The following is a 15,428-nucleotide window of genomic DNA, read 5'->3' as shown; positions in this document are numbered from 1 at the left end:
TTCGTTGTCCTACTGGCTTTGTTTACAGGTTGATGGGATATATGTCGCAGTTCGCGCGATCGCCCCTGGTCGCGGCGAGGAGGCCCGGGTGCTCTTCGCCGAAGACTCGGCGGTAACCCGCGAGAGTCGGCACGAGCAGTTCGTCGGCCTCCTGCGTTCTGCCCACCGCGCGAAGGTCGAGGCTGAGGTTGAGCGCGCACGTAAGAGCGTTCGGGTGGTCCTCGCGAAGCACGCGTCCCATCCGCTCGCGCGACTCCATGTCCCGCTCCAGCGCTTCGTCGTACCGCCCCAGAGCGAAGAGGTCGCTGGCGAGATTGATCGCGCACACCAGTGACCGCGGGTGATCGGGCCCCAGCACGTCCGTCAGCGCCTCCAGGGCCGTCCGGTCCAGCTCGTACGCTTCCTCCAGCCGTCCGATGAGCCGCAGGCTGACGGCGACGTTGACGTCGGCGGTCGGCGTGTTCGGGTGATGGGGGCCGAAGATCTCGTCGTAGAGCCGTCTGGCCTGCATGCCCAGCTCGACCGAGTCAGCGAGTTGGGTCACATGGCGCAGGTTGATGGCGTGATTCAGCGAGACGGCGACCGTGCTCTGGTCCTTGTCGCCGTAGCGGGCGCGGAAGAGCGACATCGCCTCTTCCGACAGCTTCAACGCCTCCTCGTGGTAGCCGGCCTTGCGGTTCATCACCGAGAGCAGCGCGATGCTCTCCATGGTGGCCGGATGGGAGTTGTGGTAGCGCTTGCGCAGCTCGCTGGCGTGGACCTTCTGCAGCTCGAGTGCCTTCCGGTACTGCCCGCACTCCATCTCGTCGATCGCCAGGGCGGCGCGGGAGCTGAGCGTGGTGAGCGCATCGATTCCCAGCACGTCCTCCTTGCGGCGCAAGGTCTCCTCGTCCAGCTCCCTGGCCCTCCATGGGTCGCCGGTGAGCCGGTAGTCGATGGCCAGGAGGTGAGCCTGCTCCAGCGTCAGTGGGTCGTCGGGGCCGAAACGACGGCGCAGGGCCTCGTAGGCCACGCGGTCGATCTCCAGCGCCTCCTTGAACCGGCCCAGATAGCGCAGGTCGGCGCCCAGGAAACCCTGAGCTTCGAGCGTGCGCTCGTGTTCGGCGCCGAGACGGTTGAGCAGTGCGTCGCGCGCGTGCACATGGTGCTGGTAGGCCGCCTGGAACTCGGCCCGGATGCGCAGCGCCCGGCCCAGCCGGAGCTCGGCCGCGAGCGTCGAGTCGTGCTCCGCGCCGAGGCTGTTGGTCCAGGTGTCCACCGCCCGGCGCGCGAGCGCGAGGAACCCGTCGTTGTCGCCCCACATGAACAGGTAGTCGATGAGGTTGAGCAGCAGCTGGCGGGCCCATGGGTCGGGGCAGTCCTCCAGCCCGGAGGCCAGTACGTGCGGGAACAGCCCTTGGTACTCGGGCCATCTCGCGCGGTCGCCCGGTTGCTGGGGATCGGCGTTGGCCAGCAGCAGGTGGCCGCAGTGCCGCAGGAGAGCCGCGTCCTCCTCCGACAGCTGGCTGGTCACCACGCGCTGGACCAGTCGGTGCAGGGATATCGTGTTGTCGCGGTAGTTGATCTTCGCCAGCGCGTACTGGTGGATGGCCCGCATGGCGCGGGCCACGGCGATGGGGTCGCGGAGCGCTTCGAGGAGCTCCGCCGGCCCTTCGAGGTCGCGGCTGCTGGTGAGCAACGACCGCGGAATCGGCTCGGGGGCCAGGAAGGCACAGACCTGGAGCAGTTGCAGCGCGGCCGGGTGGCTCTCCCGCAGACGCGTGAACGAGACGTTCCAGGCGGCGGCCACCGGTACCTCGGCGCCCTCCACGTGCAGCAGTTCGTTGCGCTGGGCGTCGAAGAGCTGCAGGTACTCCGACACCGGCATGCCCGTCTCCGCCAGCCACACGGCGGCCTGCTCGATGGCCAGGGGCAGGTCCCCCAGCCGGTCGGCGATCGCGTTCGCGTCCGCGTCGGTCAGCTCGGGTCCGCGCAACCGCAGCAGCTTCCGGCTCTCCTCCCGGGTGAACACGTCCACCTCCAGGGGAGCCGCGTGAGCGAACCAGGCTCGTGAACGGGAGGTCACCATGACCTTCCCCGGTCCGTTCGGCGGGAAGTACTTCCTGACCTCGTCCACGTCCTCGGCGTTGTCGAAGACCAGGAGCCAGTTGCTGTAGGGGCGCCCCAGCCGCAGCGCCTCCCGTACGGCGGGCACCGCCACGTTGGGCTCGGTGACGTTCAGATCGAGGTGGACCGCCAAATCCACGAAGGCCTGCTTGACCATGGTCAGCCGCTCAGCGGGAATCCACCAGATCAAGTCGTAGTCGTGTTGATGCCGATAGCAATATTCAATGGCGATCTGTGATTTTCCGACGCCACCGAGACCGTGCAGGGCTTCCGGCAGCACGGCGGTGGTCCCCGCGGACAGACGCTCGTGCAGGCGCGTGAGCACGTCATCTCGGCCGGTGAAATTGGGATTCTTCTGGGGGACGTTCCAGACCGGCGGTGGCTGGTTGGCGTGTCGGGGAGGCGCAGCCGGCAAGGTGCTCATATTGATGGTCACTCCAAATGGATCGTTCGCCTGCGGTTCTTTGACGACATAGCGGTATACGGGCTGCACCTCGTCCGATTCCTGGGACGATGTGAGGCGGCGGGTCCCGGCTCGGTGGATCGCCGCCTTCAGCGTGCGGGCCGGCGAGGTGTACGGCCCCGCCATCGCCTCGAGCGCCGAAACGGCCGGACGCACCACCGGTTCGAGGCCGGCCGGCAGGTCCGGCACCTGGACGCTGGAGGGCGAAGTGATCACCTCGCGCAGGACGCGTAATTCGCTGACCTCGCTTTCCAGGTGATCCGCGACGGTGATCAGGACCTCGGCCGTGTCCGACCGGCGGCCCGCCTGCAGGAGCTCCTCCCGCACGCCTTCGAGGAAGTCGTACGGGATGTCGAGCAAGCCCTCCGAGGCGTCCGCCCGCCGCCGGATCAGATCGCTGCCCAGCACCTCGGCGAGGTCCGCCGGGGTGGCGTCGTGAACCAGGCGGCCCTGGATCCGCCGCATCATCGACAGCATGAGCGGCGCCGCCGCCAGGTGGACAGCCAGCTCGAAAGCCCTTGACGAGGCGCGCACTCTGAACCGGCGTACGCGCTCGTCGGCCGGCAGGTCCTTCTCCGGTTCCGGCTCCGTCCGCGTCGGCTCGTCCGGCGAGCAGGAAACGACCGCGGCGCGCCATTGGGCGAGCCCGCCCATCACGAACTCGGCCCACGAAGCGACTTGGCGGTGAACCGGCCCGATGACGGGCGCCGGCACCGTGCCGCCGGCGCCGGCCGGGAGGGCGCGGTATCGGGCGTTCGGCACCGCCACTCCGGACGTCTGGAGCTCGGCCTTGACGGGCGAGATCCCCGTACGCCACCACAGCCGTGCCGGGAGCAGATGCACCACGCACACCGCGTTGTGGCGCCCCCAGAGCGCCAGCAGACGATGAGCGGCGCCGGTGTGCCAGGCGTCGCCCACGCCGTCGGTCAGGACGACGATCAGTCGTCTACCGGTATGTCCCGGAAACGCCAGCGCCACGGCGGGCATGCCGGAGTCGTGCGGCCCGGCCGTCAGCCGCAACTTCTCGATGTCGGTGTGGTCGGTGTCGAGGAAATGCCGCCGGATGAGGCGGAAGGCGCCCACGTCCGCGAACGCGGCGGCGAACGCTTCCGCCGTCTTCCGGTACAGCAGCGCGAAGCGGCTGTCATCGATCACTATGTCGAGGCTCAGCCGGCGCTCACGGGGTGGTCTCAGCACGGGCAACCACAGGTCGTCGCATGCGGCCTGATGCGCCGTGGCCTCCTCGTCCAGCTCCGACCTGCCGTGGGAGGAGTCCACGAAACTGCGGAAGGCACGCATGGCCTTGGGCAGCTCTCGCCGGCGAGGGCCGGCGTCGAGCCGCCGCGCCTTGCCGGGCGTGCTCTCCGGAACGGGCGCGCTCGGCTCGTCCGGTGTGCTCTCGGGAGCGTACGAGCTCCCGGCGGCGGCCAGATCAGGCTCTGGGAGGCTCGTCCCGGTCTCGGGAGGCGCCTCGGCGGACGTGTCCGCGACTGTCTCCGGCGGTCGCCCGGCTTCCGGCGTCGGGGGCGGGAGCCGCGTGGGCGCCGGAGGCTCCTCCTCCATGGCGTGAGCGGAAACCAGCGCGGCGAGCCACAACAAGTCGGCAGGCTCCTGCCACGTCGGCGCATGCTTGCCGAACAGCGGTGGATTTGGCGGCGCGCTCACCCCGTGCCCGCCGCGTCGAGCCGCCGCAGCACCACATCGAGCACCTGCTTCCACTGGTTGTCGTCCCGCTGGACGTCTTCCTGACCGTGGATGACGAGGTGGAGTGCGTTGAGCAGTTGGTCCGCGGCCACCGGATGGCGGTCGCGGTATTCCAGAAAGGTACGGATCAACTGGTCCTTGTAGGGCTCGGCCTGGTCGGCGAAATGCGCCGTCATGAGATCGGCGAGTCGTTCCCTGCTGGGCTCGTGCATCTGCAACTGAACGCACCTGCGGAGAAATGCCCGCGGAAACTCGCGTTCGCCATTGCTGGTGATGACGATGAAGGGAAAAGCGCGGCACTGCACCCGGCCGTGCCGTATGGAGGCGGTGCCTTCCGCGTCGGCCGTGTGCACCACGACCTCTTCTTCGCGGGCACGGGCGCGGAAAAGCTCGCGAATCTGGAAACCACCCTCCTCGAACACGTCGAGCAGGTCGTTGGCGAGGTCAAGGTCGCCCTTGTCGAACTCGTCGATCAACAGGACGCGGGGGAGTTCGTACGGCAGCAGGGCGGTTCCGAGCGCCCCGAGCTGCACGTAGTCGCCGATCCCCGGTTGCCCGCCCTCAAGCCGCGCGTCCTGGACGCGGGCGATGGCGTCGTACTCGTACAGACCGGACTGCAGCGTGCTGCGGCTGTTGATGGGCCAGTGGAGCACCGGGCCGAGCCCGAGCTCACGGGCCACGGCGTAGGCGAGGGTCGACTTGCCGACCCCGGGCGGTCCGGTCACCAGCAGCGGGCGCCGCAGGCACAGGGCCGCGTTGACAGCGATGAGCTCGCTTGGCTCCGGTGTGGAGCGGGCGACGAATCCGCTGTGACCGAGTCTGCGTTCGAGTGCTGCCGGGTCTTGCTGAGGAGGCGGCAGAGGCGGGCCGCCGTCGAAGGCGCGCCATGGGGGTGGAGGAGGAAACACCTGCTGGAGGGGAAGGCCGGTGCGTGGACGACCGGTGCCCTGGTAGAGGTGCCAACCCCGAGGGATTGTCACGAGCCCATCGTCCCCATGTGGCATTTCCACGCTCATAAGTGGAGCTTCCTCACTTGGACGTACGGCCGGCAATTAATCGGCTTGCTACAAAGGATCCCCTTACCTCGCCGTTGATGCAAGCCTGATTGCCTAGGCAGGCGACCGCAGTCGTGATGCGCTGGGCATCGGGCGGTCAGGGTCGTCCCACAATAACGCGGCATGACAACATGTATCCACCTCGCCTCGCAACTCCTTGATGCGAGTTGGCAGCTTCTTGAGCGCATGCGGGTGGAGGTCGTGGGCTGCCGCAACTCGAAAATCGGCATTTCGCCCCATATCCCTACACCAGAGGACAGCGGGCAGGCCCGCGTCGATCGCTGCCTCCAATTCGGCGCGTCCTTTTGGGTGGATAGGGGGAGCCGAAAGTACGCAGGCGGCCAGCTGCTCCTGGCGCATGAGCTCGGCGTGCGTCGCCTCGGGGGCGACCGAGTCGAGCGGGACCAGGTGGGCGAGCCCCTCGCCGCGGAGGAGATGGTGCCAGCGGCGGTGCCAGCGCCGGTGCTTGCTCTTGGGGCGCAGCCGGTCGTCGCTCCGCAGCACCACCTCGTAGTCCGCGCCCAGCGGCCGAGACGGCAGGTAGCCACCCGTCTGCCTGGGCCAGTGCTCGACGGCCAGACCCAACAGGTCTTCGGGCAGCAGGAACTCCAGGAGCATGGGCCCGCCCCAGGTGCTGACCCAGGCTGTTTCCGTCCGTTCGATGAGCTCGGCCACGTAGTCGGGGAGCTCGTCGAACGGGACCTCGGCCTCTTCGCCGTGCACCGGGTTCCAGCCGGTCTGGTCGGTCTGCAGCCAGTGGTCGACCTGGTGCAGGTCACGCTCGTCGTCCGGCACGTGAAGCGGGCGGATCTCGATGACGAGGCAGACCGGCAGGTCTGCCCGGTTCTTGAAGGGGGGCGAGCCGTTCAAAAGCTGTTCCAGCTTGTGCGCGGCCTCGTCGTCGCCGGTTCGGTGCAGCTGTGCGCGTTGCCCCTCGATCCAGCGGTGCAGGCCGCGCGCCACGCGGGGATCCTGCCCCGGCTCCTGGTGGACCAGTTGCCGGTAGACCAGGATCACGAACGTCAGAGAGGGCGGGAGTGCTCCAGGTCGGGTGTTGGAGTCGAGGAGGAAGTCGAAGATCTGCCAGGCCGTGGCCAGCTGCGGTGGGAAGTCTCGGCCCTTGCCCTCGGTCGCCACGTGATAGAGAGTCCGCAGCTCAGCCACCTCGCAGGAGCGGAGCAGTTCGATGATCGCCCCTTCCGCGCCCTCCTCCATCACCGCTTTCGCCGGCCCGAGGAGCCTTCTGAGATGCTCCAATTCCGGCGTGTCGGCGCCTACCAAATAGTGCACCGACTTCAGCAGGACACGCGCCCCGTCGTCCGCCGCGAGCGTCCGCTGGACCACGTGGATCAGAAGTGCCCTGTTCGATTTCGCGTACGGTACATTCAGCCCGAGCGGCAGGTCGGCGTTGACCGTGGCGAGCAGGTCCTCCGGGTCGATTCCCATTCGCAGCAACAGGTCGGCCACGGCCCCAACGACGGGCATCTGCACGTTTCTCCCCACCGCCACGCCATCTCGTAAATTGGTGGTGATTCTACTAAACCCAAGCCATTCTTCCAGTCGGCCGAAAAGCAAACCCCGCGAGTACGGTCTTCGTACGAAATATCGGCATACGATGGCGCCATCTCGTCTGATCGGTATAAAGGACAGGCGTAAAAATGGGTTGCGGGTGTGCGACAAGTGACGCGTTCTCGTGCGGTGAAGCCATGACTCAACCAGGGATCCTGCCTTCCTGGGTCAGCCGAGAAGGAAGAGCACGCACACGGCGCTCGTGCTCGGTCCCACTGGAAGTCGGCGTGGTTCCCGGGCTCGTCACACACGACGGTGTGGTCGCGGGCTGAAGCCGCCGGTCGGGGGGTCGGTGATCGTCCGGTGGCGTTTGGCCTGTCAGGCGCGATCGTGGAGAGTGATCTGGTAGCCGTCGGGGTCGGCGAAGGTGAATGTCCGACCGAAGGGGCCGTCGACCGGTGCGGAGACGATGGTGTGACCGTCGGCGACCAGAGCATCGTGAATGGCTTGGACGTCTGTGGCGTGGAGCCAGATCGCGGCACCGATACCGGGCTGGACGGCGGATGCGAGATAGGTGCCGGGAACGATGTCGCGGAGTGCGAACGCGATCGGCTTCGTCTCGAAGACGACGGCGTGCGGAGGGCCGGTCCGCGAGCGGACGAGGCCGAGGTACCGCTCGTAGAACGCCTGCGAAGCGTCAAGGTCGCGCGCTTGGAGCGAGAAGAAGTCGGGGCCGGTGGCGGGCATGATGATGGTCCTCCTCTTCGTGTCAGTTTTCTGACACAGGGCAATCTATGTCAGAATGCTGACATGAGTCAAAACGGTGTCGACCTGGAGACGTCACTGGGCTACCTGCTGAAAGAGGCGTCGAGCGCCCTCCGTGCGGCCATGGAGGAGGTGCTGCGGCCGCTCGGGATGAGCGTGACGCACTACTCCTGTCTCGAGCTGCTGGCTCAACGACCGGGCTTGTCGAACTCCGAGCTCGCGCGGGGCGCGTTCGTGACCCGGCAGACGATGAACGTGCTGCTCCAGGCCCTGGAACGAGACGGCTACGTGACCCGGCCTGCGGAGGCACCCGTCGGGAAGGTTCTTCCCACGCGGCTCACGCCTCGCGGCCGACGGAGCCTCGAGAAGGCGACCGTAGCGGTCCGGTCCGTCGAGGTCAGAATGCTGGCCGGCATGACCGAGACCGAGCAGTCGGACGCGTTCCGGATCCTGCGGAGCATGATCCACTCCCTGCGCGACGGCAACGACGGTGCATAGCCCGTACCCCGGCGCACGTCTCGTCGCGCTCGGACAGGAGTGCGGCTGAGCGTGAAAACCCGTGCGGGCGACCTCGAAAACTGACGGACCCCGGATCCGCTCATCGGCGGCGCGTTCACCGCGCAGGGCGTGGGCGCGTGTTCGGAGGGCCGACGAAGATGCGGGACGCGGGTAACAACGGGAGGGTTCGGGCCACTTCCCGGTGTCAGAAGAACGCATCCCGAACGAAGGGGCTGGGCGGTGGCGGATGATGCGTACCGGTTCACCGGCATGTACGACGAATGCCGGCAACGTGTGTGGGCCTACGTGGTCAGTCGCGCCGGGCGGCAGGTCGCGGACGAGGTCGTGAGCGAGACGTTCGCGATCGCCTGGAGGCGGCTGGACGACGTGCCCGAGCCGGCGTTGCCGTGGTTGCTCGGCGTCGCGCGGAACGTGCTGCGTGACAACGTGCGCGCGGAGATCCGCAGGGAGGCGCTGGCCGCCGAGCTTCGGGCCTGGACCGAGGGGGACGTGGCCGACGAGGTGACCGAGCGCATGGGCGTGCTGCGGGCGCTGGCCACGTTGGGCGAGGACGACCGGGAGATCCTCATCCTCGTCGCCTGGCACGGGTTGTCGCCCAAGGAGGCCGCGCGGGTGATCGGCTGCTCGTCGGCGGCGTACCGGGTGCGGTTGCACCGGGCGCGCAAACGGCTCAGGCAGGCCATGGAGGCGGGGAGCGAGCCGTCCACGTCTCCGAGGAGAACCGGGAACGCGCCGGCCCTCCCGTCCATGTCCCCCGTGCGGAACCTCAGCGAGGAGTGGTCATGAACCCCATCGAGGAACTTCGGGCCGCCGAGCCCGCGCATCTCGGCGACCGGCCGGTGGACGAGCGCACCAGGGCGGCGGAGCTGGCCAGGGCCATGTCGGAGCCTCGGCGACCGGCTGAGCGGCGGCGGCGTGCCGTACGTCCGGTGTGGGGGCTGGGGCTGACCGGGGCAGCGGCGGCGGCCGTGACCGCGGCGGTGGTGATGTCGGGCACCGGCACGGTCCCGGAACCGTACAAGGCGCAGCACGTGGTGACCGGCCGGCCGTCCACCGAGGCGCCCGCCGTACGGTTGTCGGCCAGGGACGTGCTGCTGGCCGCGGCGGAGAAGGCCGGCCGCCAGGCCGAGGGGAGCGGCGACCACTGGCACACCGTGACCGTGGGGCGCAGCCGGTACGTCGCCGAGCAGGGCGGCTACCAGGTCATGGCCGAGGATCGCCACGAGGGATGGACGCCGAGCGCGACCGGGGGCGAGCAGGTGTCCGTCAGCCGGTCGCTGGGCGCCCGGCCCGCCACCGAGGCGGACCGGACGTCCTGGGAGCAGGCCGGGTCGCCGTCCGAGATCCGGGTCAAGGTGCCGGGGAAGGGCGGCGAGGGCAAGTACGGTCTGATCCCGCTGTCCACGTCTTCGGGGAAGGCCAGGACCGACCGCAGCCCCCTCGTGGACGGCGACAAGGTGTTCTGGCTTGGGCGGAACGTCACGATGAAGGAGCTGCGCCACCTCCCTGGCGAGCCTGGCAAGCTCAAGAAGTGGCTGATGGCCTCCTACGAGGGGCACGGCACCGAGTCGACGAGCGAGAAGATGTCCAGGGACGCGTGGTTGTTCCAGGTCAGCGTGGGTCTGATCATGGACATGCCGGTGACGCCCGAGGTGCGGGGCGCGGCGTTCCGCATGCTGGCTGACCTCGACGACGTGACGGTCGCGCAGCACGTGACCGACGCCGAGGGGCGGCGGGGCACGGCCGTCTCGGTCGAGGAGCGCTACGAGCGGGGCGGGGTCTCCGAGAACCGGCTGATCTTCGATGAGGCGACCGGCAAGGCCCTGGCCCACGAGTACGTGGTCGTGGAGCCGGGCGGCATGCAGGAGGGGTTCGAGCCGGGCACCGTCTGGAGCTCCACCGTGCTGCTGGAAGCCGGCTGGACGGACGACAGGCCGTGACGTCCGCCACGGAGTGTCATCCGCTCCGGGAAGCCTCGCCGGTTGCCGCGGTCAGGAAGAGGTCGGCGAGTTCCCGCGCGTAGCCCTCGCCCGCGTCGGCCGAACGCGCGTTCGGCCGACGCGCACCGAGGACGTGCCGGCTCGTGTGGGCCGTATACGGGTGCGCCCGGCTCCCACAGCGTGGGGGCCGGGCGCGGCTGCCCGCCGGCCGGCGGGCACAGGTGGTGTCACCCGCGTACGGAGGCGGCCTCTTCGGCGGGCTCGTCGCGTCCGGGCCCGCGCGGGCGCAGGGTGGCGGCGGCGAGGAGCGCGCCGGCTAGGGCGATGCCGGACGCTCCGATGAACGCCGCGGAGAAGCCGCTGGTCAGGGCCGTCAGGTTGCCGAGTTGTCCGGAACCGTTGGCGGCGGCTACCGCGGTCATCGCCGCGAGGCCGAGCGCGGAGCCGACCTGGTAGCTCGTGTTGACGATGCCGGAGGCCAGGCCGCCCTCCTCGGGACGGGCGGAGGAGATGGCGGTGCCCAGGGACGGGATGAAGGCCAGCGACATGCCGAGCGCGGCGACGAGGCTGGCCGGCAGGACGTCGACGACGAAGCCGCCCTGCGGGCTGACGAGCGACAGCCAAGCCATCCCCGCCGCGAGCAGGGCCAGCCCGGTGACCGTCACGGCCTTGGGGCCGAACCGGCCGATGGTCCTGGGTGCCAGGACGACCATGCCGATCATGATGAGGACGGTCATGGGCAGCAGCGCGGCACCGCTGGGAAAGGCGCTGTAGCCGAGGACCTGCTGCAGGTAGAGGTTGAGGAAGAACCACATCGGGATCCATGCCGCGCCGAGCAGCAGCTGGGTGAGGTTCGCGGCGGCGAGGCCGGGGGTGCGGAAGATGGACAGGCGCATGAGCGGTTCGCGGCGGCGGGCCTGGATCGCGACGAAGGCGGCGAGCAGCGCCACGGCGCCGGCCAGCACGATCCAGGTCTGCGCGGACCCCCAGCCGGTCTCCGGCGCACGGACGATGGCGTAGACGGTCGCGCCGAGGCCGAGTGTGACGGTGAGCGCGCCGAGCACGTCGACGGAGCCGCGCCGGGCCTGGGCCGCGGGCATCAGCGGCCCGGTGGCGAGCAGGGCGACGAGTGCGATGGGGATGTTGATGTAGAAGACCCACGGCCAGCTCAGGTATTCGGTGATGACGCCGCCGAGGAAGACACCCGCGGTGCCGCCTGCCGGGGCGGCCGCACCGTACAGGGCCAGGGCCTTGGTGAGCTCCTTGGGGTCGTGACCGAACAACGTCATGAGCAGGGTGAGGGCGGACGGCGCGATCAGGGCGGCGCCGACGCCCTGCACGGCGCGGCCGGTGAGCTCGACCCACACTTCGGGAGCGACGCCGGCCACCAGGGACCCGGTGAGCAGGATGAGCCAGCCGGCGCCGAACAACCTGCGGGCGCCGAACAGGTCGGACAGCCGACCGCCGAGGAGCAGCAGCCCGCCGAAGGCGACGACGTAGGCGTTGAAGACCCAGGACAGGTTCTCCTGGGAGAAGCCGAGGTCTTCCTGTATGCGGGGGAGGGCTACGCCGATGATCGACGTGTCCATGATGACGATGAACTGGGCGGTGGCGATCAGGGCCAGTGCGGTCCAACGCCGGGGGGATGGTTCGGACATGAGCTCTCCAGACACCGTACGAGGTATACCCGCAGGGGGTATGTGGTCCCCGGAAGATATATACACCCGGGGGGTATGTGTCAAGCGCTGTGTCCCTCAGGCACCAAGGCCCCCAGCGATCGCCGCTGAGGTGAGCAGATGCGTCCTCGAACGGCTTCAGGGCGGATGCCGGCACGGTAATGCCGGTCGCGCTGGGGAAGGTATGCGCTGGTCAGAGCAAGTGGAGATGCCGATATCGGGGGTTCGACGGCAATGTTCCGCAAATCAGCGGCCACGCGTGGAACGTCATTGGTTGCGGGAGCGCTGGCCCTCGTCGCCTGTGGCGGCGTCCCGGCGGCTCAGAACGTGTCTGTCCTGCCGAATGCCACCACGACCGTGACGACGAGGCCGACCGCCGACTTCAACGATGCCGACGTGATGTTCGCGCAGATGATGAGCGTGCACCATCGGCAGGCGGTCGAGATGGCCGAGATGGCCGGGACGCGGGCGTCCAGCACGCAGGTCAAGGACTTGGCGGCGGAGATCAAGGCCACTCAGCAGCCGGAGATCGCGACCATGCGGCAGTGGCTGAAGGCGTGGGGGAAACCGGCGCCCACCGCCGGGATGGAGCACGGGATGCCAGGAGCGATGTCCGAAGCCGACATGAACAGGCTGGCAGCGGCCGAGGGAACCACGTTCGACAAGGAATTCCTCCGCCTGATGATCAGGCATCACGAAGGCGCGATCGCCATGGCTCGCACCGAACAGCGGCAAGGCGAGAACCCGCGGGCCAAGCAGCTGGCCGGCACGATGGTGACCGGCCAGCAGGACCAGGTGGACCAGATGCGGAAGATGCTCGAACGGCTTCGCTGACGCCCGGCGGCCACCGAGCCACCGCCACGTGATCCCAGGGAGCACGCTGTCCAGCCTTGATGCGCGCATACGATAGGGGGGTATGGTAATTTCAAGAAGAACGAGGGAGGCGGCCATGGTCGGGTACAGCCACAACAAGCAGGGCCAGCTGCGCCGGTTGCGCCGGATCGAGGGTCAGGTGCGCGGGCTGCAGCGGATGGTCGAGGACGACAAGTACTGCATCGACGTCCTCACCCAGGTGTCGGCGGCCACGAGCGCCCTGCAGTCCGTCGCCATCTCCCTGCTCGAGGACCACCTGGCGCACTGCGTCGCCGAAGCCACCGTCAAGGGCGGCCCCGAGGCGGAAGCCAAGATCAAAGAGGCTTCCGAGGCCATTGCGCGGCTCGTTCGTTCCTGACGAAGACATGGAAAGGGTTGATGGACATGGCTACCGCCACCTACACCGTCAAGGGCATGACCTGCGGACACTGCGTGAGCTCGGTCAAGGAGGAGGTCGGCGAGGTCGCGGGGGTCACCTCCGTGGAGGTCGACCTGGCCGGCGGCCTGCTGACCGTCGGCAGCGACAGCCCGGTCGACTCGGCGAAGATCGTCGCGGCCGTCGAGGAAGCCGGCTACGAGGTGGTGAATCCGGCATGAACACCGCGACCAGACTTGGCGTCTACGCCCTGGGGCTGGCCGTCGTCTTCGGTGGCGCCCTGGGCGCGGGGCGAGCGATCGGCCCGGCCGGCACCCCGTTACCGGCGGAGGACCACAGCGCCATGGCCCCCGCCGAGCAAGCGGCGGAAGGCCACGGTGACGACCATGGCGGCACCACGCAACAGGCCGCCGGCGATACCCCCGGAGGGCTCCAAGTGTCCGACAAGGGCTACACCCTCAACCCCCTGACCACCATCAAGGCCGGCGAGCCGACCGATTTCCGTTTCACCGTGACGGGCGTCGACGGCAAGCCGGTGACCGGCTACGAGGTCGAGCACGAGAAGGAACTGCACTTCATCGTGGTCTCGCGGGATCTGGCGACGTTCCAGCACCTGCACCCGACCCGGGCCGCCGATGGCGTGTGGTCGACGGAGCTGACGCTGGACGAGCCGGGCGCGTACCGGGCGTTCGCGGACTTCGTCCCCGCGGGCGGGAGCGGCCTGACCCTCGGCACGGACCTGCTCGTCGCCGGTGACTACGAGCCCAAGCCCTTGACCGAGGTCAGCCGGACCGCGGAGGTCGACGGGTACACGGTCTCTCTGGACGGCGACCTGGTGCCGGGCCGGTCGAGCAAGCTCACGCTGAGCGTCAGCAAGGACGGCAAGCCGGTGACGGACCTGCAGCCGTACCTGGAGGCGTACGGACATCTGGTGGCTCTGCGGGCCGGTGACCTGGCCTACCTGCACGTTCACCCGGACGGCACGCCCGACGACGGCAAGACGGCGGCGGGCCCGGAGATCGTGTTCTACGCCGAGGTGCCGAGCGCCGGCGACTACCGGCTGTTCCTGGACTTCCAGCACGACGGCAAGGTCCGTACCGCGGACTTCGCCGCCCGGGCCGGGGCCGGACAGCCCAGGCCCACGGCGGAGCCGAGCGCCGGCGCCTCCCACGACGACGACCACACGCACTGATCGCAGGACGCAGAGGAAGGAGAGGTGGAATGTCTTCCGTAACCGAAGGCAGGGCTGTCGAACTCACGATCGGCGGCATGACCTGCGCGTCCTGCGCCAACCGCATCGAGCGCAAGCTGAACAAGCTCGACGGCGTGACGGCGACGGTCAACTACGCGACGGAGAAGGCGAAGGTCACCTTTCCCGACGGCGTCGACCCGCGGCAGCTGATCGCGGAAGTGGAGAAGGTCGGCTACACCGCCGCGCTGCCCGCCCCGCCCAAGGCCGAGCCGGCGCACGAGCCGGAGGACGAGCTGCGGCCGTTGCGTCAGCGGCTGGTCACGTCGGTCGTGCTGGGCGTTCCGGTGGTCGCGATGGCGATGATCCCGCCGTTGCAGTTCACCAACTGGCAGTGGCTGTCGCTGGTGCTGGCCGCGCCCGTGGTGGCGTACGCCGGCTGGCCGTTCCACAAGGCGGCGTGGACCAACCTGCGGCACGGCGCCGCGACGATGGACACGCTCATCTCGATGGGTACGCTGGCGGCGCTCGGCTGGTCGGTGTGGGCGCTGTTCTTCGGCACCGCCGGCACACCCGGGATGACGCATCCCTTCGAGTTCACCATCGCGCGCAGTGACGGCTCCGGCAACATCTACCTGGAGGCCGCGGCCGGGGTGACGGCGTTCATCCTGGCCGGGCGCTATTTCGAGGCCCGCTCCAAGCGGCGGGCCGGCGCGGCGCTGCGGGCCCTGCTGGAGCTGGGCGCCAAGGACGTGGAGCTGGCCGACGGCCGCCGCGTCCCCACCGAGCAGCTGAAGGTCGGCGACACCTTCGTGGTACGGCCCGGCGAGAAGATCGCCACCGACGGCGTGATCGTCGATGGCTCCTCCGCGGTGGACGCCTCGATGCTGACCGGCGAATCCGTGCCCGTCGAGGTCAAGCCGGGCGACGGGGTGACCGGGGCGACGGTGAACGCTGGCGGCCGCCTGATCGTCAAGGCCACCCGCGTCGGCGCCGACACGCAGCTCGCCCAGATGGCCAAGCTGGTCGAGGAGGCGCAGACCGGCAAGGCCGCCGTACAGCGCCTCGCCGATCGCATCTCCGGCGTCTTCGTCCCGATCGTGATCGTGCTGGCGGTCGGCACGCTGGGCTTCTGGCTCGGCACCGGCAACGGCGTCGCGGCGGCGTTCACCGCGGCGGTGGCGGTGCTGATCATCGCCTGCCCGTGCGCGCTCGGCCTGGCCACGCCGACGGCGCTGCTGGTCGGCACCGGC

Annotated in this window: 13 protein-coding genes; 8 read left to right on the top strand and 5 right to left on the bottom strand. The window is 69.1% G+C overall.

The features are described from left to right. Positions 1-22 precede the first annotated feature (22 nt). The 4 genes from fxsT to ACIBP6_RS29230 all read right to left on the bottom strand — a co-directional run bounded on the left by fxsT (position 23) and on the right by ACIBP6_RS29230 (position 7,584). Complete coding sequence (gene fxsT, locus ACIBP6_RS29245) at positions 23-4,234, bottom strand: FxSxx-COOH system tetratricopeptide repeat protein (protein WP_397057932.1); 4,212 nt, start codon at positions 4,232-4,234, stop codon at positions 23-25. Then, positions 4,231-5,289, bottom strand: a complete 1,059-nt coding sequence (locus ACIBP6_RS29240) for an AAA family ATPase (protein ID WP_397057107.1) — start codon at positions 5,287-5,289, stop codon at positions 4,231-4,233. Before ACIBP6_RS29240 ends, fxsT begins: the two co-directional genes overlap by 4 nt. Positions 5,290-5,382: 93 nt before the next feature. Then, complete coding sequence (locus tag ACIBP6_RS29235) at positions 5,383-6,813, bottom strand: VMAP-C domain-containing protein (RefSeq protein WP_397057931.1); 1,431 nt, start codon at positions 6,811-6,813, stop codon at positions 5,383-5,385. Between the two features lie 402 nt (positions 6,814-7,215). Then, a complete protein-coding gene (locus tag ACIBP6_RS29230) occupies positions 7,216-7,584 on the bottom strand; it encodes a VOC family protein (RefSeq protein WP_397057106.1) in 369 nt (122 codons plus the stop codon). Positions 7,585-7,647: 63 nt separating this feature from the next. Between ACIBP6_RS29230 and ACIBP6_RS29225 the strand changes: the two genes are divergently transcribed. The 3 genes from ACIBP6_RS29225 (at position 7,648) to ACIBP6_RS29215 (ending at position 10,061) form a co-directional block, all read left to right on the top strand. Beyond that, on the top strand, positions 7,648-8,100 hold the full coding sequence (locus tag ACIBP6_RS29225) for a MarR family winged helix-turn-helix transcriptional regulator (RefSeq protein WP_397057105.1): 453 nt from the start codon (positions 7,648-7,650) through the stop codon (positions 8,098-8,100). A gap of 240 nt (positions 8,101-8,340) precedes the next feature. Next, positions 8,341-8,907, top strand: a complete 567-nt coding sequence (locus ACIBP6_RS29220; protein ID WP_397057104.1) for an RNA polymerase sigma factor — start codon at positions 8,341-8,343, stop codon at positions 8,905-8,907. Then, complete coding sequence (locus ACIBP6_RS29215; protein ID WP_397057103.1) at positions 8,904-10,061, top strand: CU044_5270 family protein; 1,158 nt, start codon at positions 8,904-8,906, stop codon at positions 10,059-10,061. The genes ACIBP6_RS29220 and ACIBP6_RS29215 overlap by 4 nt, the downstream gene beginning before the upstream one ends. A gap of 227 nt (positions 10,062-10,288) precedes the next feature. On the opposite strand, the gene ACIBP6_RS29210 is transcribed toward ACIBP6_RS29215, so the two are convergent. Then, a complete protein-coding gene (locus tag ACIBP6_RS29210) occupies positions 10,289-11,719 on the bottom strand; it encodes an MFS transporter (RefSeq protein WP_397057102.1) in 1,431 nt (476 codons plus the stop codon). A gap of 375 nt (positions 11,720-12,094) precedes the next feature. On the opposite strand from ACIBP6_RS29210, the gene ACIBP6_RS29205 reads away from it, so the two are divergent. The 5 genes from ACIBP6_RS29205 to ACIBP6_RS29185 form a co-directional block, all read left to right on the top strand. Beyond that, positions 12,095-12,571 carry a DUF305 domain-containing protein gene (locus ACIBP6_RS29205; RefSeq protein ID WP_397057101.1) on the top strand — a complete coding sequence of 159 codons (477 nt, stop codon included), beginning with the start codon at positions 12,095-12,097 and terminating at the stop codon, positions 12,569-12,571. 115 nt (positions 12,572-12,686) lie between these two features. Beyond that, the gene (locus ACIBP6_RS29200; RefSeq protein WP_132611607.1) at positions 12,687-12,968 is read left to right on the top strand and encodes a metal-sensitive transcriptional regulator; all 282 of its coding nucleotides are present in this window, start codon (positions 12,687-12,689) and stop codon (positions 12,966-12,968) included. 26 nt (positions 12,969-12,994) lie between these two features. Continuing rightward, entirely contained in the window at positions 12,995-13,207 is a 213-nt protein-coding gene (locus tag ACIBP6_RS29195) for a heavy-metal-associated domain-containing protein (protein ID WP_397057100.1), read from the top strand. Next, positions 13,204-14,178, top strand: a complete 975-nt coding sequence (locus ACIBP6_RS29190) for a hypothetical protein (protein ID WP_397057099.1) — start codon at positions 13,204-13,206, stop codon at positions 14,176-14,178. The genes ACIBP6_RS29195 and ACIBP6_RS29190 overlap by 4 nt, the downstream gene beginning before the upstream one ends. A gap of 29 nt (positions 14,179-14,207) precedes the next feature. Further along, positions 14,208-15,428, top strand: a 1,221-nt coding sequence (locus tag ACIBP6_RS29185) for a heavy metal translocating P-type ATPase (RefSeq protein ID WP_397057098.1), incomplete at its 3' end; no start/stop codon positions are given.

Origin of the sequence: Nonomuraea terrae, from assembly GCF_044465245.1 — a bacterium.
GTDB lineage: Bacteria > Actinomycetota > Actinomycetes > Streptosporangiales > Streptosporangiaceae > Nonomuraea > Nonomuraea terrae.
The sequence above is the reverse complement of the archived record's forward strand: the minus strand, read 5'-3'. Positions and strand labels throughout refer to the sequence as shown.

Excerpts from the sequence above, each read along its gene's own strand:
- ACIBP6_RS29240 (WP_397057107.1), bottom strand. The coding sequence starts at position 5,289 with ATGAGCGTGGAAATGCCACATGGGGACGATGGGCTCGTGACAATCCCT.
- ACIBP6_RS29235 (WP_397057931.1), bottom strand. The coding sequence starts at position 6,813 with ATGCCCGTCGTTGGGGCCGTGGCCGACCTGTTGCTGCGAATGGGAATC.
- ACIBP6_RS29230 (WP_397057106.1), bottom strand. The coding sequence starts at position 7,584 with ATGCCCGCCACCGGCCCCGACTTCTTCTCGCTCCAAGCGCGCGACCTT.
- ACIBP6_RS29225 (WP_397057105.1), top strand. The coding sequence starts at position 7,648 with ATGAGTCAAAACGGTGTCGACCTGGAGACGTCACTGGGCTACCTGCTG.
- ACIBP6_RS29215 (WP_397057103.1), top strand. The coding sequence starts at position 8,904 with ATGAACCCCATCGAGGAACTTCGGGCCGCCGAGCCCGCGCATCTCGGC.
- ACIBP6_RS29210 (WP_397057102.1), bottom strand. The coding sequence starts at position 11,719 with ATGTCCGAACCATCCCCCCGGCGTTGGACCGCACTGGCCCTGATCGCC.
- ACIBP6_RS29200 (WP_132611607.1), top strand. The coding sequence starts at position 12,687 with ATGGTCGGGTACAGCCACAACAAGCAGGGCCAGCTGCGCCGGTTGCGC.
- ACIBP6_RS29195 (WP_397057100.1), top strand. The coding sequence starts at position 12,995 with ATGGCTACCGCCACCTACACCGTCAAGGGCATGACCTGCGGACACTGC.
- ACIBP6_RS29190 (WP_397057099.1), top strand. The coding sequence starts at position 13,204 with ATGAACACCGCGACCAGACTTGGCGTCTACGCCCTGGGGCTGGCCGTC.